The sequence below is a fragment of the Mediterraneibacter sp. HA8405 genome (genome assembly GCF_056148955.1).
The window spans coordinates 1,267,156-1,289,032 of the sequence record NZ_CM148758.1 but is presented as its reverse complement, the minus strand read 5'-3'; the positions used below and the strand labels follow the sequence as shown (position 1 = coordinate 1,289,032).

The window sequence follows — 21,877 nt, the reverse complement described above, 5'->3', positions numbered from 1 at the left end:
TCTTTATCTGCGGAACGGAAACAAAAGCACACATCCCTCATTTCCAGATCCGATTATCCAATCTCCTGGTATCCAGGTGTTTTCGGACGCCTCTCCACTCACAGCTCTCCGACAAATCCGAATCTATTCTACTATTGAAAGCCCCAACTCTTCCAGCTGTTTTTCGTCTGCCGGCGTGGGCGCTTCTGTCATCAGGCAGGATGCGTCTTTGATCTTCGGAAAGGCGATTACGTCACGGATGCTGTCCTGCTTTGCCATAAGCATAACAAGACGGTCCAGACCGTATGCAAGTCCTGCGTGAGGCGGTACTCCATACTTAAATGCTTCAAGCAGGAAGCCGAACTGGCTGTGTGCCTGTTCTTTCGTAAATCCAAGCGCCTCAAACATTTTTTCCTGTATGTCGTTCTGGTGGATTCTGACGCTTCCGCCGCCGATCTCATTTCCGTTGAGAACAATATCATAAGCCTTAGCGCGTATTTTTCCGAGTTCTCCCGCATCCAGGAGTGGCAGATCCTCTTCCATCGGCATCGTAAACGGATGATGCATGGCAAGATAGCGTCCCTGTTCATCGCTCCACTCAAACTGCGGAAATTCGGTAATCCAAACAAAGCGGAATTCATTTTTGTCCAGGAGATCAAGCTGTTTCGCAAGTTCCACACGAAGCGCTCCCAGGGAATCCCAGACAACTTTGTTCTTATCAGCGGCAAACAGAAGAAGATCTCCCGCCTCTCCGTTCATAGCTTTCACCAGTGCGCTCATCTCCTCTTCGCTCATAAACTTGGCGAAGGATGATTTCAGAGTTCCGTCTTCCTGAATGGCAATATACGCCAGACCTTTTGCGCCGTAATCTTTTACAAATGCAGTCAGCTTGTCAATTTTCTTTCTCGGCATGCCGCCCTGTCCCTTTGCGTTAATGCCGCGGACAGTTCCACCGTTTTCAATAGCACCCGTAAATACTCCGAAGCCGCATCCTTTTACTACTTCTGTTACATCTGTAAGTTCCATGCCAAAACGGAGATCCGGCTTATCAGATCCAAAACGGTCCATTGCCTCCTGCCATGTCATCCGCTGGATCGGAAGGGAAACATCCACATCCAGTACTTCTTTGAACAACTTCGCAAGATATCTCTCATTTACATCAATTACATCATCTACATCCACAAAGGACAGCTCCATGTCAATCTGCGTAAACTCCGGCTGTCTGTCCGCGCGCAGATCCTCGTCGCGGAAACATCTGGCAATCTGAATATAGCGGTCGAATCCGGAACACATCAGAAGCTGCTTATAAAGCTGAGGTGACTGGGGCAGTCCGTAAAAACATCCCGGATGCACACGGCTTGGTACAAGATAGTCTCTCGCTCCTTCCGGTGTAGTCTTGCCCAGCATGGGAGTCTCGATTTCAAGGAAGCCTTCCTCACTGAAAAACTGACGTGTCAGTGTCATAACACGGCTTTTCATCATAAGATTTCTCTGAATATCCGGTCTGCGCAGATCCAGATAACGATATTTCAGACGCACCTCTTCCTTTGTCTTGCAGTTTTCCTCCACCTGGAAGGGAGGCGTCAGTGATTCGGAAAGAATCCTCAGTTCTGACGGGATAACCTCGATCTCTCCGGTAGAGATCTTGTCATTGACCGCGCCGGAACGTTTTGCCACCTCGCCTGTGATAGCGACTACGTATTCTGAGCGAAGAGAAGCCGCTTTCTCAAGAAGCGCCGGCTCCGTCTTTCCTTCTTCACATACCACCTGTATAATACCGGAGCGGTCTCTCACATCTACAAACACAAGTCCGCCCTTATTTCTGTTCTTCTGCACCCATCCCATTATCGTTACTGTCTGTCCTGCATTTGCCGCAGACAGCTCGCCGCAGCGGTGGGTTCTCTTAAGTCCCTGCATTGATTCAGCCATAATTTTCTCCTTTTTCTGACAATTTCTTTCAAAGGGGACAGACCCCTTTCCAAAAGGGTCTGTCCCCTTTCGCTGAAGTTTTCTGATAATTTTATCTTTTCTCTGCCGCCTACAGATTTTCTACGGAATCGCGGTAACACTCTGTGATGTCTGTATACCCCTGTTCTGCAAGCTGTTCCTTCTGGAACTTTTTGTTCTTTTTCATGTTGACAATCATGACCTGTTTTCCTGCCCGGCGCTCGTTTCTGGCCAGTTCCAGCACTTTGAGCATGCCTTCCTGGTGCATGTTTTTTTCTACAAGAAATGCTTTCTTTACTCTGCTGTCCGGAACCTGGTATCCTCTCTCAAGAAGCAGCATGACAATACGCTCAAATCCGATGGAAAAACCAACTGCCGGAGTGTCCTGTCCGGTAAATTTTCCGATCATTTTGTCGTATCTTCCGCCGCCGCCCACGGAACCGCCGAATTCATCCATAGAGATTTCGAAAATGGTTCCGGTATAGTAGGACATGCCTCTTACAAGGGTCGGGTCGAAGAACATTCTGAAGTCTGCTTCCTTCTGACTTTCCACACTGGTGATAATCATTTCCAGTGAATCCGCTGCTTCAGGCGCGAGATAGCCCTGTAATTTTTCTTTGCATGAACGTACACCCGCCACATCGTTCGTAATCTCTTTAAATAACTGAAGATATTTTTCCACGGATTCTTCTGCATAACCATTCTCCTTAAGCTCTGCCTCTACGCCTTCCAGACCGATCTTGTCCATTTTATCCAGAGTGATGAAAATGCTGTCATAGTCTTCCTCGGGAAATCCGCTGTATGCGGCCATAGCCTTCAGAAAACGCCTGTCATTGATTCGGATGGTGAAGTTTTTAAAATCCAGCTTTCCGAGAAGTGCCGTCGTCGCCAGAATCAGCTCAATTTCCGCCAGATTGGACGGCTCGCCCAGAATGTCAATATCACACTGCATGAACTGACGGAATCTTCCTCTCTGCGGACGGTCCGCTCTCCACACATTGCCCATCTGAAGCGCCTTAAAAGGGGAAGGCAGTTCATTTGCGTGATTTGCGTAGTAGCGGGACAGCGGCACGGTCAGATCATACCGCAGGCCTCCGTCCACCAGATCCGCCTCTTCTTTTGCCTGGTCAATTTTCAGCTTTTCCCCTCTTTTCAGAATCTTAAATATCAGTTTTTCATTATCTCCGCCCTGTTTGCTGCACAGGTTCTCAATATGCTCCACGCATGGAGTCTCAATTGAGGAAAAACCAAACGTCCTGTATGTGTCTTTAATCAGACCGATCACGTAATCCCTGATTTCCATTTCCCCGGGCATGATGTCCTTCATGCCGGTAACCGGCTTCTTCTTCAGCGCCATAATTCTTCTCCTTTCATCCTGCCTGCCGTAATTATACGGCACTGCGGTCCGCCGCTTTGGCTTTCCGCTCTATCATCTCATCAATCCGGCTGATATACTCTTCTATGTTTTTCACATTCTCCACCCGGATCAGATCTGTCTCTTTTCCATTTCCCGTACTTGTCTTTTCCGGGAGCACAAACTTTGTGGACGCGCCCGCTCCGGCTGCAAGTATGGTCTGTTTTTCTTCCATAATCAGTATATTGTATATTCCGGCTTTGTCAACCTCTGCATATCCCACATTTTCAAAATTTCCCGCTATATTTTTCTGACGGTACAGATAATAGGGAACCAGCCCCATTCTGGCGGCGCCCGCGGCAGCATCGTCAACCATCCGGGATATCTCCGTATGCAGATCCGCCGTTCTGCCTTCCTGACCCATCCGGGCTGCCCGTTTAATCGCCAGGGAATGAACGGTAAGACTGTCCGGCCGGAGTTCTTTAATCTGCTGAATGGTATCCCGCATATCCTCCGCCGTTTCTCCCGGCAGGCCCGCGATCAGATCCATATTAATGTTGGCGAACCCCAGGGCCCGCGCCATATGAAAAGCATCCGCCGTCTGCTGTACGGTATGCCGTCTCCCCACCAGATCCAGCGTCTTCTGCTGCATGGTCTGAGGATTGATGGAAATACGGCTGACCGGATATTGCTTCAGTACTGCCAGTTTTTCTTCTGTAATACTGTCCGGCCTTCCCGCTTCTACAGTAAACTCCAGAGCCCCTTCCAGATCAAATGCTTCGGAAATGCTCCCCAGCAGACGCTCCAGCTGTTCCGGTTCCAGCGTTGTCGGCGTTCCTCCGCCAATATAAACCGTATCCAGTCTCCTGCCGGCCGCCATTTTGGACAGCGCTCTGATTTCTTTGATCAGGGCATCCAAGTAAGCATCCACCCGGTCTTTCCACTTCTCCAGAGGCGAAGAACTGAAAGAACAGTAGGAACACACACTGGGGCAGAACGGAATTCCCGCATACAGACTGAATCCGTTTCTGCAGTCAAGTCTGGACAGAAGTTCCTGTTCCCGGCGCGCCACCTGATACGCCAGAACCGCCTTTTCCCTGCTGACAAAATACTCCTCCTCCAGATAGGAAACCACCCGTTCCTGAACATCCACGTCAGGATGCCCTCCGGCCTCTGTCTCCTTCTCCAGACGCTGCATGGCAAGCTTTGTGGGCCGCACTCCGATCAGCATTCCCCAGGCAAGCTTTCTGCCCGTATAATCAGAAAGAATGCGGTAAACCCGGCGGGTCACCTCTCTTTTTTCTCTCTGAATGTCCCGCACATCCCCGGCATCCGGATTTATATCTTCCGGCGCAATGGAAAAGCAAGAACCCTCCGGCATCCGGATTGCCGCCAGAGTTTCTTGCTTCCCGTTAATTTTCTGTACCACCTCCTCACCCGGAAAGAAGGCTTTTACAAGATGGTACACATTATATGCATGTTTATTTTTCTGTACTTCAATTTCTATCATAATTCTCAATTTCCTGCCGTCTCTGCAGCTCTGCAAAGGCGCTGCAGCTATTTCCGGCATCACACAAACGGATTGTATTTCTTTTCGTACCCGATAGATGTCTCATCCATATGCCCCGGATATACCTTCGTCTCATCCGGCAGTTCAAACAGCCTTTCTTTTACTGAACGGACAAGCCGGCTGCTGCTTCCCGTAGGAAAATCCGTTCTGCCGATTGACGCGTGGAACAGTGTATCTCCACTGAAGAGAACACCTTCCTTTTCTATATAATAGCAGCATCCGCCCGAAGTATGCCCGGGCGTATGGATAACCCGGACCTGCATTCCTCCAAGATCCAGGATCTGTCCGTCTTTTACATACCGGGCGCCGGAAAACGTATATTCTGTTCCCATCATGGCAGACAGGTTCAGGCGGCCGCTGTTCAGGATATCTTTCTCGTTTTCAAGAGCATAAACCGGAATATCGTATTCCTTCAGCAGCCCGTCAAGGCCCATAATATGGTCAAAATGTCCATGTGTGAGAAGTACGGCCAGTGGCTTTTCCCCTCCGGTACGGATATGGGAAGACAGCTCCGGCGGCCAGGCAGCCGGATCAACGAAAAAGCACTCCTCATTCTCCTCATTTACAGCTATATAACAGTTTGTACCCATAGGGCCAAGCACAAATTTCTCGATTTTCATATTCTGCTCCTTATCCCGCTGTACGCTCAATATCCATGACGCTCTCAATCTGACGGAGTTTCTCAATAACACTGTTCAGTTCTTCCCGCCCATGAACGATAAATCCCATATCGAGAGTAGCGGTTCCTTTTTTGCTGGTCCGGATATTCATGGATTTCACATCGATCTTTGCCTCTGTAAAGACCCGGGAGACATCCATAAGAAGTCCCTGTCTGTCTCCGGCATACATGGTAAGCTCTGCCAGATACTGTCCTCCTTCACCGGTTTCCGCAGTATCCTCCCACTCCGCGTCAATCAGTCTCTCCCGCTCTGCCGCTGACAGATGAAGGATATTTACACAGTCCGTACGGTGAATGGTCATGCCCCGTCCCCTTGTGACAAATCCCACGATCTCGTCTCCAGGTACGGGATTGCAGCATTTTGAAAAACGCACCGCCATGTCGTCAATTCCCTTGACCACAATTCCGCTCTTGGATTTGCCGATGTGAACTTTCTGACTGTTGGCTTCAGATATTTTCTCCAGAATAATCTCATCTGTAATCTCTTTTTTATGTTCCTTTTCATACTCTTCCAGAAGACGGTTTACGACCTGACCTTCTTTGAGTCCGCCATGGCCGATAGCTGCCAGCACAGCATCCCAGTCACGGAATCCGTATTTTTTCTGGACAACCTGCTGATACTTCGGCTTCAGAATATCCGGCAGATTAATGGATTTACTCTTGCAGTAAGAAGCAATCAGCTCCTTGCCTCTTATAATGTTGTCTTCTTTAAATTCCCGTTTAAACCACTGGTTGATCTTATTCTTTGCCTGGGTGCTCTTGACAATGTTGAGCCAGTCCCGGCTGGGTCCCTTGGAATTCTGCGACGTCAGAATCTCAATTCTGTCGCCGTTCTGTATTTTATAGTCAATATTGACCAGTTTTCCGTTTACTCTTGCCCCTACCATCTTATTGCCCACGGCGCTGTGAATCGCATAGGCAAAATCAACCGGCGTAGAACCGTTTGGCAGGTTCTTTACATCTCCATTCGGCGTAAAACAGTACACATCTTCCGCGAACAGATCCAGATCACCTTTGAGAAGACTTAAAAACTCCCGGTTGTCGGACATGTCTCTCTGCCATTCCAGAATCTGGCGGAGCCAGTTCAGTTTCGCTTCCTGAGCCTCCATACTTTTGGCGGCGTCTGCGCCTTCTTTATATTTCCAGTGAGCCGCAATACCGTATTCCGCCGTTTTGTGCATCTCTTCCGTCCGGATCTGGATTTCAAAAGGCTGTCCGGACGGCCCGATCAGAGTTGTATGCAGTGACTGATACATATTTGCCTTCGGCATGGCAATATAGTCTTTGAATCGTCCCGGGATCGGTGTATACATCTCATGAATCACACCCAGAGCCGCGTAACAGTCTTTGATGGAATCTACAATAATACGGACCGCAAACAGATCATAAACCTGATCCAGAGTCTTATTCTGATTGACCATCTTTTTGTATATGCTGAAGAAATGCTTTACCCTGCCATACACCTTTGCCTTGATATGTGCATTTTTCATGTGTCTGGATACTTCCGCCACAATCTGCTGCACGAACTCTTCCCTCTCGGTCTTGCGCTCATTCAGTTCTTTAACCAGATTGTAATAGACATCCGGTTTCCAGTACTTTAAAGACAGATCATCCAGTTCCGTCTTGATCTTGGAAATACCGAGCCTCTGGGCAATGGGAGCGTAAATATCCATTGTCTCCCTGGCTTTTTCCTGCTGTTTTGCCGGTGTCATAAACTCCAGCGTCCGCATATTATGGAGCCGGTCCGCCAGTTTAATAATGATAACACGAATGTCCTTTGCCATTGCAAGAAACATTTTACGGAGATTTTCTGCCTGTACTTCCAGCTTATCCTGCGCGTAACTGAGCTGTCCCAGCTTGGTTACCCCGTCCACAAGAAGAGTAACCTCTTCTCCGAACTCCTGTGTAATATCCTCCAGCGTCATATCCGTATCTTCCACTGCATCGTGTAGCATGCCTGCCACAATTGTTTCTTTATCCATTTCCAGGTCGGCCAGAATAATTCCCACCCACAGAGGATGAATAATATAGGGCTCTCCTGACTTTCTCACCTGATCTTTGTGCGCTTCCCGTCCAATGCGGTACGCCTTCTCAATCATGGAAATATCGGCGGAGGGGTGATATTTCCGCACCCTGGCGATCAGTGCGCGGTACAGTTCCTCAGGATCCTGATAATCCTCAGGCGCCTTTACAGCATGGCCGTCTACTATTTCCAGATTTTTATTAAGCTGTTCGTATTCCAGAGTGCCTGCCATATCAATTCCCCCTTTTACGTATCTTCTGTAATTCTTAGCCTGGTTCAAATATACCGTAACTCTTTCCGGTGCCGGTTCTGCCCTCACTGCCGCAGTCTGCGCCGGCGGAGTCTGATATACCAATATTACTTAGTATATCATTATTTTCAATAATTTCAAATATTAAGTTTTCCGGAATTTTGTCACAGACAGAATCACCGCCATAAAAAGAACAAAGTTTTAAAGCGCAGAAAACCTACTGATAATTTACAATAGTCAGCTGCAGGGTTTTCCTGCCCATATACTCGTTTACCGCCGGATAATATGTAAATGACATAACCGGTTTTTTCTCCATCTGAGCAAGGCAGGCTTCCACATCCCCGAAATAAACAGCCTCCATCTGATTTCCCGCTGAATCCTCCAGCCTGCACTTCAGAACATTTCTGTTTTTCCCGAAAACCGCCGGCCGGATCACCCGAAGATTCTTCTCTGCAAACAAAGGTTTCGGATTTCCCTTGCCGAAAGGTTCCAGAAGCTCCAGTTCATGGATCAGATGCTCCGTAATATATGGAAACGGAAGACGCATATCTATGGACACCTTCATCTGCAGATCTTCCTCGCTCAGATCTGCCAGAGCATTAATGGTCTCCCGGAACCTCTGTACATTTTCTTCGTCGAGAGACAGCCCGGCTGCCAGCTTATGTCCTCCGAATTTTGTAAACAGCGCCCTGCATCTGCACATCTGAGCAAACATATCGTAGGTTTCAATGGACCGTCCCGATCCCTTCACTCCTTCTTCCGCTTTCGTCAGCACAAATACCGGACGGTAATATTTTTCCTTCAGCCTTCCGGCAATAATTCCGGCAATACTCTCATGGCATTCCGGCAGATATACAACAAGCACCTTATCCTCTTTCAATGAAGTAGTCTCAATGAGCCGCACTGCTTCTTCCACACCTTTTTCCGTCATTTCCTTCCGGCTGTCGTTTAGGGCCTTCAGATCTTCCGCCAGCATAACGGCTTCCCGTCTTGTTCTGGCATTCAGCAGTTCCAGGGCCCGCCTGGCCGTATCCAGCCTGCCGCTGGCATTGATGCACGGACCTATAACAAAACCGATATGATAAGCGTTCAGACGATCTGCATTAATCCCTGTACACTCAATCAGAGCTTTCAGGCCCGGATTCCGGGTACATTTAAGCATTTCCAGGCCCTGTTTGACAAAGATCCTGTTCTCGCCTGTCAGATCCATAACGTCTCCCACTGTGGCAATCGCTACGTTTTCCATCAGATAATCCACATCTTCCGGATCACGCTGCATCACATTATACAGAGCTTCGATCAGCTTATACGCCACTGCCGCCCCGCACAGTCCCTTAAAAGGATAGGCGCATTCCGGACGATGTGGATCCACAACCGCATCTGCCGGCGGCAGAATATATTCCTTTTCTTCTGCCATTTCAATATAGGGCACCTCATGGTGGTCTGTCACGATGACGGTCAGCCCGTGCTCTTTCCCGTAGGCAATCTCATCTGCCGCCGCAATTCCGTTGTCACAGGTAATAATCGTATCAATTCCCTCGTCCAGCGCCCGATCAATAAGCATTTTATTCAGGCCGTAGCCGTCTCTGATACGGTCCGGTATGTCTGTATCCACATCCGCTCCCAGCCCGGACAGTCCTTCCTGAAGAATATAGGTGGCATTCACACCGTCAATATCATAATCGCCAATTATACGGATTCTTTTTTCTTCCCTGATTTTCTCAGCAAGAATATCTACCGCGCGGTCCATATCTTTCATAAGCATGCCGTCATAGAGATCGGCAATTGTTCCGTTGAGATAAAAATCAATCTCCTCATCCCCGATAATATCTCTGTTCCGGATCAGACGCGCCGTAATCGGCGAAATGTGATATTTCTCCGCAATTCCGTTAAAATCCGCCTTCTTCATGGCAATAAACCATTTTTCCATGTCGTCGTACCTCCTGATATCCCTGAAATATTTTCAGATGTCCGGATATATTTGCTTTCAATCTCTGAAAATATTTTTCTGTCCAATAAAACAATTATAGCAATCCTGTATGTCAAATACAATAAACACCGTTTTTTCCCGCACTCTTCTCTACAAGCATCGGCTTCGGATTTTCCTTTCCCAAAAATATCAGAAACTCCGGTCTATCAGATAGTTTTTCTCTAATATATGGAAAGCACCGCCTCAAGCCCTCAGGCCGCGGATCTTTCACGGTAATATAAAAATATCTGCCGGAACTTTTGTACAAGTTCCGGCAGATATCATAATTTACAGGATATCTGTATCTATTTTATTTTGATACTCTTCTTCTTGCCGCTGCGGCCAGCACAATGGCTGCTCCGATTCCGGCAATCGGAAGCATTACATTTGTTGTATCTCCTGTCTGTACAGCCTTCTGAACCTCATCATCAGATTTGTCCTGTCCGCTTCCGGACGGAGTCTTTGTATCGTCCTGATCTGCAGGCTGCTGTCCTCCATCCGGATCCTCCGTATCATCCGGATTTGCCGGCTGCTGCGGATCTTCCGGATCCGTGGGCTGCTGCGGATCATCTTTTGCTTTCACATTCACTGCAAATGTGACTGAGTCTCCGTTATAGGATATTGTAATCGTCTGCTCACCGATCTGCTGCGCGTCATAGCCGCTTACGGTGTAACCATTCTCACCTTCCTGCAGTTTAATGACTGAAGTATCACTGTAATGCGCTTCTACAATAATTCCGGTCAGGTCAAGTTCCTCTCCCTGGACATATTCTGTCTTGTCCGGCAGATTTGCTATCGTAATGCCGGTAAACACAGGAGAGGGATCTTCTTTCGCCGTCACATTCACAGTAAAGGATACTGACTGCCCTCCGAAAGATACGGTAACTGTCTGCTCACCGATCTGCTGCGCGTCGTAGCCGCTTACTTCAAATCCGCCGTCTGCTGCCTGGATCTGATCCGTATATCCGTTTTCATACAGAGCGTTCATAATAAGTCCTGTCAGATCGAGCTCTTCACCCTGCACATACTCAAGCTTTACAGGTGCTGATTCAAGGGTAAGATCTGTAACATTTCCTTCCGGTTCCGTTGGTTCTGCCGGTGTCGTTACATTTACCTGGGCGGTTACTTCAATCGCTCTTGAACTGTACAGCTCTTTGTTTTCCGCGGTATGAAGAGTAGCTCCGCCGTCGCCGACCCAATCATCTGCATTTGCGCTGATGGACTGCACTACACCTGTAACAGTATATGTATCCGCCTCATCCAGGTTTACGGACGACAGATCCCATACAATCGGAAGCTCAGATGTTCCCATATCATATGCCAGGTTTACTTCCGCTGTCTGCGGCAGCTGTGCCTGCAGTTCCTCTGCTGTGCTTCCTTCCGTGATTTCAACTGTTCCCAGATTCTCATTTACAGCTGACGTAGCGTCCGCATTACGGATTGCGTCATACTGAGCCTTTGTAAGAGAAATGACTCCGCCGTGCTTTGTATAGGATGTCAGGAAGTAATTGGATGCATCAAGATGATCCCATCCGCTGTCCAAATCTGTAGATACCATAGGCTGATATCCCGGAGTGGGCAGATCATCTACAAAGAGATACCATCTGTTATCCACACTGTGATCTTTAAAGGATGCCGGACCTTCTACTGCTCCGTACCAGTCCGCGCCGATCGAGGTCTGCACCCGGGTCCAGTCATAGTTTGAATCTCTGTCGCTTCCCACAAGCCACCACTGTGGTTCGTCTGTATATTCCATAATGATCTCTTCGCCGGGAGCCTGGCTCTTTGTTATATGATATGTTCTGCCGCCGTCCTGAAGAATATTGGTATCAATGCATCCGTACTCTCCGCCGTCCAGCATTACTCCGCCGAATTCCCATGTATCCTGGGTAAAATCTGTTGTTGCGCCCCACATAATATCTGAGCCGCCGTCACTCTGCGTGTGAGCCGCGTCTGAATACACGTTAGAAGACCAGTATACGACAAACGCGCCCTGTCCTTCTCCATAATAATCGTCTACCCAGGTTGCCTCCGGAGCCCACATCATGCCCAGATATGCCGCTGTATTGCCGTCTGTATCCAATGATACGTCAAGCTGACGTACATTGCTCCAGGTAATCAGGTCTTTTGACTCCCATACGTTCATCTTTGTGCTGCCCTGGCTTGCCCATGCGCCCCAGTTTCCGTTATTCCAGTCGGGATCATTTGCATTGAACACTCTCAGGTCTGTAGCAATAATATAGTAGGTCTCTGTTTCCGGGTTATATGTGATATACGGGTCTCTGGTTCCTGTTGTTCCCAGATTGGAAGCCAGAATAGGTTCTCTGCCGTTTAACGGATCCCACTGTTCCGGATTGTCTCCTCTTGAAATATCAAGATAGATTTTTTCCGCATATCCTGCGCTGTCCTCAACAAAATGTACCATCAGGTATCCGTAGGGGTCGTCCGGTCCTACCTGAGCTTTTACTGTAACCGAAACAGTAATCTCTCTGGTCAGGGTTCCGAGTGTGATAACTCCGGTCAGCGTACCTGTCAGATCATCCTCGCCGACTGCCGGTGCCTGCACTTCTGCAGTAAGGCCGTCTTCTGCAATGCTGATCGCGGACAGATCAGATGAAGTCCATGTAACAGTTCCGTTATAATCCGGCAGTGTATTCTTCCCGTTTTCCAGAGTCATGTCAGTAATACCAGCCTCAATTTCATCCATCTGCTGCTGCAGAAATGTCTCCGGAACCTGCTGAAGTATTTCTTCTGCAGTAAGAGCCCGTCCCCAGATTTTCAGGTTGTCCATGGCAATCTGCGAATATTCGCCGGCCGCCCAGTTTGCCTTTCCGATCTGAAGAATACTGTTATTCCCCAGTATATCCGTAAGAGGATAGCTGCTTGCAACCCTTGAGCTTTCCATGCCGTTTACATAAATAGCTGTATCCTCCGCACTGTGCACTACATCAATATGCACCCAGTCATTTCCGACAGTCGCGGAAGCGCTCGCCGGGCGCGACCCGGCATTATTATAACGCTCAGTGGTCAGAGTTCCATTGCTGTGCATGCATCCGATGTAATGTTCCACCTGATATTCCTGTGTAGTTGTATTCGGCGCAGCAAAAAACGCCCAGTTCGTTGTAGTTCTCTCATTCTGGATGTCATAGGAAATCGTTATCTCATCCAGCCCTGTCAGAAGGCTTGTTCCATCACTCTTTGTGACATTAAGCCACTGAGAAGAAGTGCCGTCCAGATGAAGTGCTGAACTGCCGTCATAACTCTCTGTAAGAGTATATCCGCCTGCTGCAGAAGCCGTATCTGTAGTAATTTCCGCTCCTGCCGACAACCCTTCAAAGTTAAAATCAAGAAGCAGATCTGCGTCCGAAACTTCTGCCGATGCCGGTATAGACGGAACATACGCCCCCGCCATGGCAAGGGCAAGAAAAGCGGCAAGCACCCTTTTGGTTCCCGGTTTTTTCTTTTTCATTTATTCCAGTATCCTCCTTTTCTTTTTCACAAAAATTCTTCCTCCCCGGAATATATTTTTGTATATTTTTCCACTTTTTTATCATATCATTTTTACCGGACAAAAAAAATGCATTTTTCTTCTCATTTTGTTTAACATTTTATCATATTGGTAAAAACCGGATCTCTTTCTGCCGATTGCCCGATATACTTTTGCCGTCTCTCCAGCAAAGTAAAAAGACCTGTCCGGCTGAAGCACCGGAACAGGTCTTTTTACTTTTATCTTCTGTTTTTCTTTTTCTTCTTTTTGGATTTTCCGGATTTTGTGTTCCTCTTCCGGGTTTCTCCTGAAGTCTCAGATGCATTGTCATTGTTCTGAGTGACTGCCTTCTGAGAACCGTTTCCCGCCTCCTGAAGCAGAGCTGCTTTTGCGGCAGCTTTTGCTCCTGCGCCGATTTTCGTTTTCATTACATACCAGAGCGCTCCGGTTATGCAGACGGATGTATAGGCGCCGCAACCGATACCTACCATCAGAGGTGCCGCGAATTCACGGATGGAGCTGACGCCAAGTATGAACAGTGCCACAACCATAATAAAAGTAGTCAGGTTGGTGTAAATACTTCTTGTAAGTGTCTGGGTAATACATCTGTTTACAAGTTCCTTTAAGTCAACATCTTTTCCTGCCTCTTTCAGTTCCTCACGGATACGGTCGAAGATAACGATTGTAGCATTAATTGAATATCCCACAATTGTCAGCATGCAGGCAATAAATGTATTTCCTACGGAAACTCTCGCTATCACGTAGAATGCCAGCACAACAAGTACATCGTGTACCAGTGCGATTACCGCGCTGGTCGCAAAACGGATGTCCTTGAACCGGAACCAGATATACACCAGCATGCACAGGGTAGCGATTATTACCGCGACAATCGCATCTGTTCTCATTTCAGAACTTACAGTGGAGCTGATATTTTCTGTCTTGATATTATTTGCCTCCACACCATAGTTCTCATTCATATAGCTTTCGAATTCCTGACGGGTCTCCAGATCCAGAGTCTGAGTCTTGAATACGACGTCTGTACTGTCTCTTACCGTCTGTACCTGGATGTTATTGTCTCCGGTAATCTCTTCCAGATCCGGAATCATCTCATTGTCAATCTCGTCCAGTGTATATGATTCATTAAATGTAACTGTTGTCGAACTTCCGCCGGCAAAATCCAGGCTGTAGTTCATAGCTCCGATTCCTCTTGCGTGATTAATGCCCATTCCGACAAAGCCACTGAGACACAGAACAATAGAAATAATAAAGAACACCTTTCTCTTTCCAAGGAAATCGATGGGCTTTCTGGCCGGTCTTATCTTGCCGTACACTTTCGGATTATGAATGCCGATGCCGTAGAATGCATAAATAATCAGTCGTGTAATTACAAGCGCGGTAAACATGGATACCACAATACCCAGCGCCAGTGTCTGAGCAAATCCGCGGACTGTCCCGCTTCCTCTCAGCCACAGCACGGCAGCCGCGATCAGTGTAGTCACATTTCCGTCAATAATCGCGGACATAGCCTTATGGAAACCTGCATGGAGAGCTGACTGAACAGATTTCCCTTCCGACAGTTCTTCCCTCACACGGGCAAATATAATAACGTTGGCGTCCACGGCCATACCGATACCAAGTATAATACCCGCAATACCCGGAAGAGTCAGAGTAATATCAAAGGCGTTCAAAAGGAGAAGAATCAGCCCTGTATAAATAAAGAGTGCGATACTGGAAGCAAATCCGGGAAGCAGATATACAAAACACATAAAGATGCAGACAATCACAAGTCCGATAGCGCCTGCAAGAAGGCTGGTCTGAATCGCGTCTTCCCCCAGCTGGGCTCCCACTACATTGGAGCTGATCTCTTCCAGCTCTACATTCAGGCCGCCGATGCGGATTGTAGACGCCAGGTTCTCCGCTTCCTCATAATCTGTCATTCCTGTAATCTGGGCACGTCCGTCTGTAATCGCTTCATCTACCCGGGGAACACTGACCAGCTCGCCGTCATAGTAAATAGCGATAGTCTCGCTGTTGGCCTGGGCTTCTTCTGTAGCCGCGGCAAAGGCCTGGGTTCCCTCATCTGTCAGATTCAGTTCAACCACATACTGGCTGGAACCGGTTGTCTGGTCTGAATAGTTTCCGGCGGAAGCGTCTGCCACTTCGCTCCCGGTCAGGACGATGCTTCCATCCTCCTGCAGTTCTTCAATTGTCTTATTCAGCTCATATGCAGAACCGTCTGCGTTCAGTGAATAGTTCTCGGTTCCGTCGCTGCCGTACTGCCGGATAAAATACAGGGAACCCGGCTGTCCCAGTTCTTCCAGGATCTCATTTGCGTCCTGAACTCCCGGGATCTCGATGCTCACACGGTTGTCGCCTTCCTGATATGCCTGAGCCTCTGTACTGTACTGTTCCACACGTCTCTGCATCTTGTAGACAGTATCCTGCATGTCTTCCTGAGACGGCGTGTCTCCTTTTGCCTGATATGTAATACTTACGCCGCCTTCCAGGTCAAGGCCCAGATTGATGTTTCTCGCAGCTCCCATTCCCTTGTCGTTCAGACCGTGAATGGTGGTAAAGCCAAGAAACGCAATCACGGCAGCTATAACAATCAGGCTGATTATTCCTCTGCTCTTTTTCATGTCTTACATTCCTTTCTTACTTATCTGCCAGCGCAGCTTTTATCATAATGGCACATTCCACCCGCTTGCGCTCCATCTCGCAGCTGATTTCATAGGTGTCGTTGATGCTGCCGTGGAATTTATATGCATTTGCCATGCATCCTCCGCTGCAGTAATATCTGGCGAAACATTTTCTGCAGCTTTCTTTTGAGTACACACTGCATCCCCGGAACTCTTCAGCGATCTGCGGCTTTACAATTCCTTCATCCACATTGCCCATGAGGAACTCCTCCTGCCCCACAAACTGATGGCAGGGATATAGATCTCCCCATGGCGTAACCGCCAGATATTCAGTTCCCGATCCACAGCCGGACAGGCGCTTGGACACGCATGGTCCTCCTTCCAGATCAATCATAAAATGGAAGAAATTAAAACCGTTTCCGTTTCTTTCTCTGTCCACCATAATCTTTGCAAGCCTGTCATACTCCTCAAATATTACCGGAAGATCCTCCTCCCGGATGGCATACGGGTCTGTTTCTTCCCCCACTACCGGCTCTATGGAAATCTGCCTGAATCCCAGTTCCGCGAAATGAAGCACATCCTGAGAAAAGTCAAGATTATTCCGGGTAAATGTCCCTCTCACATAATACTTTTCCTGGTTTCTGCTCTCGGCAAGTTTCTGAAACTTCGGCACAATCAGGTCATAGCTTCCTTTTCCGTTCCGGAAAGGACGCATCCTGTCGTTTACCTCTTTCCGCCCGTCCAGGCTGAGAACCACGTTATCCATCTCCCGGTTGACAAATTCCTGAACTTCGTCATTTAAAAGCACGCCGTTTGTAGTCAGAGTAAACCGGAAATGTTTGCCGTGGAGCTTTTCCTGTTCTCTTCCATAGGCAACCAGATCCTTTACCACCTGCCAGTTCATCAGCGGTTCCCCGCCGAAGAAATCAACTTCCAGGTTTCTCCGGTTTCCGGAATTGGCAATGAGAAAATCAAGGGCTTTTTTTCCTACCTCAAATGACATCAGCGCCCGGCGTCCGTGGTACTCGCCTTCTTCGGCGAAACAGTACCGGCAGGCCAGATTGCAGTCGTGAGCAATATGAAGACAAAGCGCTTTGACAACCGTCTTTCTCTGTTTTACCACATCTATAAAATCTTCATAAATATCGCGGGCAAACAGACGTCCCTGCTCTGTCAGCTCAATTACCGCGTCCAGAATCTCGGAAAGCTCGTCCCATGTATAGGTCTGTCCAAGCTTTTCCCGGAGAAAATCTGTCGTTTCCTCTGACCGGAGTGTTTCCGGTGTGTGAAATTCATTCTGCTGTTCCAGTTCCCGGATTACATCATATGCGGCCTGGTCCACAACATGGACAGCACCGCTGTTTACGTCAAGAACAATATTATATCCATTATTCTGATACTGGTGTATCACAAAGGTTTCCTCTCTTTCTGTCTTTGGTACAGACAAGGTACATGCGTAAGGCAGCGGACTTTCCGGCCCGCTGCCTTACCCCCTTGTGTTCTTTTTTAACAGAACCGGATTATTTCCGGTTTTCACAGGTCTGATTACCTACTGTGCAGGATGTCTTGCATGCTGACTGACATGAAGTCTGGCACTCGCCGCATCCGCCTTTTTTTACTGTATTGTTTAATGTCTGTGTATTCAGTGTTTTAATATGTTTCATGGCTTATCCTCCTGATCTTCCTGTGCCTTCGGCACTTTATGCTCATAACATTATAGCACAGGATTTCTCAATTTAAAAGCCCCTTTTTATGACACCATGCCGCCCAGCATTCCGCCGCCTGCGCAGAGAAGAAACGTAGTCGCCAGATTCATCAGATCAGCCTGCAGGGAATGGTACAGCCCCAGCGAAATTACAATCAGTAGGATAAAATACAGAATACCCGTGACAAGTCCCCACAAGAACTTTCTGTTTCCGGTAAGTTTTCCCATTACAAAGCCTCCGGCAAAAGAGGAAATCACATATATAAGAAGGATTCCGGCATTTACCACTTCCTCACTGAGTCCCGCTTTGTACAGCAGTAAAGCCAGTACTACAAGTAAAATTCCTGTTACGATATAGGCGCTGAGAAGGGCTTTCAGAAACCCCGCCGCCCTGCGCTCCACACTTTGCTTTCTTCCTGCATTTTTCTCCATTTTCATCTCTCCTCCCGGTTACTGATCACACGGCTTTTCCCGCAGGGATCTGCGTCCCGCCGGTCATATTTACGCTCATCTGTTCAGACATGCAGCCGGAATCCGCCGCATGTCTGAACGGATACAGTAAATCATATGATTGTCCGGAAGAATTTATGACAGGAATTTACATTTTCGTTATTCCATTTGTCTCCCCAGAAAATCCGCAGCGCTCTGGGCCACTTTCTGCTCCAGTTCTCCCAGAGTACGCTTTTCATCTCTGTTAAGCAGCACTACGGCGCCGATCACATCCCCCTCACAGATTACAGGGCTGATAGCCTGATCCTGATATACTCCCATCTCCGGCGTAACTTTGACATACCCCGACTGACCGGATTTCCCCAGTACATGGCTTCTGTCCTGCAGAACTTTTGTAAATTCCCTGCTGACAGGCTGATCCTGAAGATCCTTTTTTCCGCTGCCGGAAGCAGCCACAATCTGATCTGTATCGGTAATACAAACTGTACACCCCATTGTCTGAGACAGACTTTCCGCATAAAGCTTTGCCATAGTGCCAAGTTCACCGATAGGTGAGTATTTTTTCAGTATGATTTCACCATCCCTATCTGTAAATATTTCAAGAGGATCACTTTCCCTTATCCGCAGGGTTCTCCTGATTTCCTTTGGGATAACCACGCGTCCCAGATCGTCAATCCGCCTTACAATTCCTGTTGCTTTCATCTGATTACCTCCGTCTTAGTTCATATATGCACCGTGTTCTCTGCCGCCGCAGATTTCCGGATGCAGTCAAATTTCTTAACATTGGTACTATTATCTGTAAATGAAGGCATTATATACCTTATCAGTTTTTTATGTTGAAAAATACTGTTTCCGCATAGCGCTCCGCCGTCTTTCCCGGGCCTTATTTCTTTACTTTTTTTAAATAGAAATGTAAAATAAAAGCACTAATAAAAAGGAGCAGGAAGAATGAAAGTTGTAATTGCAATAGATTCGTTTAAAGGAAGCCTGACATCAATGGAAGCTGCCGAAGCAGTCCGAAACGGCATTCTCGCCGCAAAGCCGGACGCCCGGATTATCATAAAACCGGTGGCGGACGGAGGCGAAGGAACCGTAGATGCGCTGACCCGCGGAACAGATGCCCGGCGGATTACGGCTGAAGTTTCAGGGCCGTACAGGGAACCGGTTTCCTGTTCCTATGCCTATCTTCCTGATACATACACAGCTGTCATCGAAATGGCTGCCGCATCCGGTATTACTCTGTCAGAAAAGCGGGATCCTCTCCTGGCAACATCTTACGGGACAGGACAGCTGATCGCCCACGGGATCCGAAATGGTTTCCGGAATTTTATCATCGGAATCGGTGGAAGCGCTACAAACGACGGGGGAACCGGAATGCTCCGTGCGCTGGGCTTTCGTTTTCTCGACCGGAACGGACAGGATGCAGGCGACGGCGCCCGCGCACTGGAACAGATCCGCTCCATCGACCTGTCCGGATGTATGCCGGAACTGTCCGAATGCCGTTTCCGGGTGGCATGCGATGTAACAAATCCGCTCTGCGGAAAGGACGGGGCCACTTATGTATACGGCCCTCAGAAAGGGATGGCTGACGAACTACTGGACAAAATTGATAGGGATATGAACCATTATGCCAGCCTGACTGCCGCTGTCACCGGCAGGGACTTCGCCGCCGTGCCGGGATCCGGAGCAGCCGGCGGACTGGGCTTTGCGCTGCTCAGCTATCTGAATGCAGAGCTCTTTTCCGGCGTTGGGCTGATCCTCAACGCCACAGGCGCGGAAAAAGAGCTGGAAAACGCAGACTATGCAGTAACCGGGGAAGGACGGATTGACAGGCAGACGCCTTTCGGAAAAGTACCGGCAGGAGTAGCGGCGCTCGCCGGCAGACATAACGTCAGAGTGATCGCATTCGCGGGAAGCGTATCGGAGAACCCGGCTGTTTACGCCGCGTGCAGAAGCGCGGGAATTCATGCGGTTTTCCCTGTTATACGGGAAATAACAACGCTCCGGGAGGCTATGCTCCCGGAGCGCGCAAAATCAAATCTTACCGCATGTGCAGAACAGGTCTTCCGTCTTCTCTGAACCTTCCGCTTCACGGAAGACCTGCTCTTTTGTCTTTCAATATTATCTTATTACTGCTCCATCTCACAGTACTGCTGGGCGATGTTCAGTACATGATCTCCCATTCTCTCAAAATCTGTAAGAACCTCTGAAAATACAATGCCGCTCTGGGGCTTGCATTTTCCTTTTTTCAGTCTCTGAATCTGCTTCTTGAAATACTTGTCCCTCATATTGTCAATCTTCTGTTCCATTTTTGACGCGTTTTCAAGTACCTGCGACGCATTTTCCTCGGTCACATCCCGCACAGTGTCCAGCGATGCAATAGTCTGTTTTTTCATTTCTGAAAGTTCTTCCAGTACATTATCCGAGAAGGAAAGCTGCCACTTGTTCATATCATCCGCATATCCCGCCACATTAACCGCGTGATCGCCGATCCGCTCCAGGTTTGCAATAATGGAATAATATCCGTTGATTTTTCTGGAATCTGACATGGACATTTCGGACGCCATCAGCGATACAATATATTCAGCTATTCCTTTATTCAGATAATCGATATACTCTTCCCGCTCCAGAACTTTTTTTCTCAGCTTATCGTCATAATCTATCAGCGTGGAAAATGAATCTTCAATATTCTTTTTCACCATATCCTGCATTCTTCCCACCTCATCACGTACCTGAGACACGGCTACCGCACTGTGGCCGATAGCATAGGAAGATTCGAAAGGCCGGATATATTTCATACGCAACTCTTCATCATCTTCCTTTTTGTGATCCGGAAGGATATGTTCTGCCGCCTTCGCCATATATGATCCAAAGGGAAGCAGAATACAGGTTGTTACAATATTAAATATCGTATGCGCATTTGCTATCTGGGATACCGGATTGCCCGGAGTAAGAGATTCTACAAATGCTACATACGGCGTAACCATACAGACAACGGTAAAAATAGCAGTCCCGATAATATTAAACATCAGATGAATGACTGTTGTCCTCTTGGCATTTACTTTCATACCGATAGAGGCCAGAACCGCCGTAATACATGTTCCGATATTCTGTCCGAAAAGGATGTAAACCGCGCTGGACAGCGGAACCTGTCCGGTTGCCGCCAGTGCCTGAAGAATTCCAACAGAAGCGGAAGAAGACTGAATGATTGCCGTAAATACCGCGCCGATCAGAATGCCCAGGAACGGATTGCTGAATTTCGTCATCAGAGCGATGAACTGTGGGGAATCCTGCAGCGGCTCCATTGCCGCTCCCATCATCTCCATTCCCATAAAGAGAATACCCAGTCCGGCCAGAATACTGCTTATGTGATGAACTTTTTCATTCTTCACAAACATAATTGCCCCCACGCCGATAATTGCAAACAGCGGGGCAATCGCACCCATATCAAGAGCAATCAGCTGTCCGGTAATTGTCGTACCGATATTGGCTCCCATAATTACCCACACAGCCTGCTTCAGTGTCATAAGTCCTGAATTTACAAATCCTACAAGCATAACTGTCGTAGCGGAAGAAGACTGAATGACCGCCGTAATGCCGGCCCCTACCAGCACGCCTTTAATCCGGTTAGATGTCAGTTTCTCCAGAATTGACTTCATCTTGTTGCCCGCGGCAGCCTCCAGGCCTGTACTCATCATCTGCATTCCGTACAGGAACAGCGCCAGTCCGCCAAGCAAAGAGAGGATATCTGTTATTCCCATTCCTTTTTCTCCTTTGCATATGTGCTTTCTGCAAAATTAGTGTCTAATGTGCCTGGATTTTCAG

General features: G+C 48.1%; 14 protein-coding genes. 1 reads left to right on the top strand and 13 read right to left on the bottom strand.

What is annotated here, in order from left to right; genetic code table 11:
- Positions 1 to 123: 123 nt before the first annotated feature.
- The 12 genes from aspS to spoVT all read right to left on the bottom strand — a co-directional run bounded on the left by aspS (position 124) and on the right by spoVT (position 18,754).
- Positions 124 to 1,908: an aspartate--tRNA ligase gene (gene aspS, locus AC0QUU_RS06020; protein ID WP_474545210.1), complete on the bottom strand. Its 1,785-nt coding sequence runs from the start codon at positions 1,906 to 1,908 to the stop codon at positions 124 to 126.
- 109 nt (positions 1,909 to 2,017) lie between these two features.
- Complete coding sequence (hisS, locus tag AC0QUU_RS06015; protein ID WP_474545209.1) at positions 2,018 to 3,283, bottom strand: histidine--tRNA ligase; 1,266 nt, start codon at positions 3,281 to 3,283, stop codon at positions 2,018 to 2,020.
- A 31-nt stretch (positions 3,284 to 3,314) separates the two neighbouring features.
- Positions 3,315 to 4,790: a coproporphyrinogen dehydrogenase HemZ gene (hemZ, locus tag AC0QUU_RS06010; RefSeq protein ID WP_474545208.1), complete on the bottom strand. Its 1,476-nt coding sequence runs from the start codon at positions 4,788 to 4,790 to the stop codon at positions 3,315 to 3,317.
- A 59-nt stretch (positions 4,791 to 4,849) separates the two neighbouring features.
- Positions 4,850 to 5,470 carry an MBL fold metallo-hydrolase gene (locus tag AC0QUU_RS06005; RefSeq protein ID WP_474545206.1) on the bottom strand — a complete coding sequence of 207 codons (621 nt, stop codon included), beginning with the start codon at positions 5,468 to 5,470 and terminating at the stop codon, positions 4,850 to 4,852.
- Between the two features lie 10 nt (positions 5,471 to 5,480).
- Positions 5,481 to 7,784, bottom strand: coding sequence for a RelA/SpoT family protein (locus tag AC0QUU_RS06000; RefSeq protein WP_474545529.1), 2,304 nt, complete (start codon positions 7,782 to 7,784; stop codon positions 5,481 to 5,483).
- A 235-nt stretch (positions 7,785 to 8,019) separates the two neighbouring features.
- Complete coding sequence (gene recJ, locus AC0QUU_RS05995; RefSeq protein WP_474545204.1) at positions 8,020 to 9,732, bottom strand: single-stranded-DNA-specific exonuclease RecJ; 1,713 nt, start codon at positions 9,730 to 9,732, stop codon at positions 8,020 to 8,022.
- A 349-nt stretch (positions 9,733 to 10,081) separates the two neighbouring features.
- Entirely contained in the window at positions 10,082 to 13,240 is a 3,159-nt protein-coding gene (locus tag AC0QUU_RS05990) for a bacterial Ig-like domain-containing protein (protein WP_474545202.1), read from the bottom strand.
- A 257-nt stretch (positions 13,241 to 13,497) separates the two neighbouring features.
- A complete protein-coding gene (secD, locus tag AC0QUU_RS05985) occupies positions 13,498 to 15,897 on the bottom strand; it encodes a protein translocase subunit SecD (protein WP_474545200.1) in 2,400 nt (799 codons plus the stop codon).
- Between the two features lie 16 nt (positions 15,898 to 15,913).
- A complete protein-coding gene (gene scfB / locus AC0QUU_RS05980) occupies positions 15,914 to 17,308 on the bottom strand; it encodes a thioether cross-link-forming SCIFF peptide maturase (RefSeq protein ID WP_474545198.1) in 1,395 nt (464 codons plus the stop codon).
- A gap of 109 nt (positions 17,309 to 17,417) precedes the next feature.
- Positions 17,418 to 17,561, bottom strand: a complete 144-nt coding sequence (gene scfA / locus AC0QUU_RS05975; RefSeq protein WP_072524833.1) for a six-cysteine ranthipeptide SCIFF — start codon at positions 17,559 to 17,561, stop codon at positions 17,418 to 17,420.
- Between the two features lie 86 nt (positions 17,562 to 17,647).
- Positions 17,648 to 18,034, bottom strand: coding sequence for a TIGR04086 family membrane protein (locus tag AC0QUU_RS05970; RefSeq protein ID WP_474545196.1), 387 nt, complete (start codon positions 18,032 to 18,034; stop codon positions 17,648 to 17,650).
- Positions 18,035 to 18,211: 177 nt separating this feature from the next.
- Positions 18,212 to 18,754 (bottom strand): stage V sporulation protein T, encoded by a 543-nt coding sequence (gene spoVT / locus AC0QUU_RS05965; RefSeq protein ID WP_474545194.1) that lies wholly within the window; start codon positions 18,752 to 18,754, stop codon positions 18,212 to 18,214.
- A gap of 246 nt (positions 18,755 to 19,000) precedes the next feature.
- Here spoVT and AC0QUU_RS05960 point away from each other — a divergent pair, with 246 nt between their 5' ends.
- Positions 19,001 to 20,131 (top strand): glycerate kinase, encoded by a 1,131-nt coding sequence (locus tag AC0QUU_RS05960; protein WP_474545192.1) that lies wholly within the window; start codon positions 19,001 to 19,003, stop codon positions 20,129 to 20,131.
- A gap of 50 nt (positions 20,132 to 20,181) precedes the next feature.
- Here the strand turns inward: AC0QUU_RS05960 and AC0QUU_RS05955 are convergent, their stop codons facing one another.
- Positions 20,182 to 21,813, bottom strand: a complete 1,632-nt coding sequence (locus AC0QUU_RS05955) for a Na/Pi cotransporter family protein (RefSeq protein WP_474545190.1) — start codon at positions 21,811 to 21,813, stop codon at positions 20,182 to 20,184.
- Between the last annotated feature and the right edge of the window lie 64 nt (positions 21,814 to 21,877).

What these genes read in the sequence shown, in the direction of transcription:
- aspS (WP_474545210.1), bottom strand. Translation starts at nt 1,908, where the DNA reads ATGGCTGAATCAATGCAGGGACTTAAGAGAACCCACCGCTGCGGCGAG.
- hisS (WP_474545209.1), bottom strand. Translation starts at nt 3,283, where the DNA reads ATGGCGCTGAAGAAGAAGCCGGTTACCGGCATGAAGGACATCATGCCC.
- hemZ (WP_474545208.1), bottom strand. Translation starts at nt 4,790, where the DNA reads ATGATAGAAATTGAAGTACAGAAAAATAAACATGCATATAATGTGTAC.
- AC0QUU_RS06005 (WP_474545206.1), bottom strand. Translation starts at nt 5,470, where the DNA reads ATGAAAATCGAGAAATTTGTGCTTGGCCCTATGGGTACAAACTGTTAT.
- AC0QUU_RS06000 (WP_474545529.1), bottom strand. Translation starts at nt 7,784, where the DNA reads ATGGCAGGCACTCTGGAATACGAACAGCTTAATAAAAATCTGGAAATA.
- recJ (WP_474545204.1), bottom strand. Translation starts at nt 9,732, where the DNA reads ATGGAAAAATGGTTTATTGCCATGAAGAAGGCGGATTTTAACGGAATT.
- AC0QUU_RS05990 (WP_474545202.1), bottom strand. Translation starts at nt 13,240, where the DNA reads ATGAAAAAGAAAAAACCGGGAACCAAAAGGGTGCTTGCCGCTTTTCTT.
- secD (WP_474545200.1), bottom strand. Translation starts at nt 15,897, where the DNA reads ATGAAAAAGAGCAGAGGAATAATCAGCCTGATTGTTATAGCTGCCGTG.
- scfA (WP_072524833.1), bottom strand. Translation starts at nt 17,561, where the DNA reads ATGAAACATATTAAAACACTGAATACACAGACATTAAACAATACAGTA.
- AC0QUU_RS05970 (WP_474545196.1), bottom strand. Translation starts at nt 18,034, where the DNA reads ATGGAGAAAAATGCAGGAAGAAAGCAAAGTGTGGAGCGCAGGGCGGCG.
- spoVT (WP_474545194.1), bottom strand. Translation starts at nt 18,754, where the DNA reads ATGAAAGCAACAGGAATTGTAAGGCGGATTGACGATCTGGGACGCGTG.
- AC0QUU_RS05960 (WP_474545192.1), top strand. Translation starts at nt 19,001, where the DNA reads ATGAAAGTTGTAATTGCAATAGATTCGTTTAAAGGAAGCCTGACATCA.
- AC0QUU_RS05955 (WP_474545190.1), bottom strand. Translation starts at nt 21,813, where the DNA reads ATGGGAATAACAGATATCCTCTCTTTGCTTGGCGGACTGGCGCTGTTC.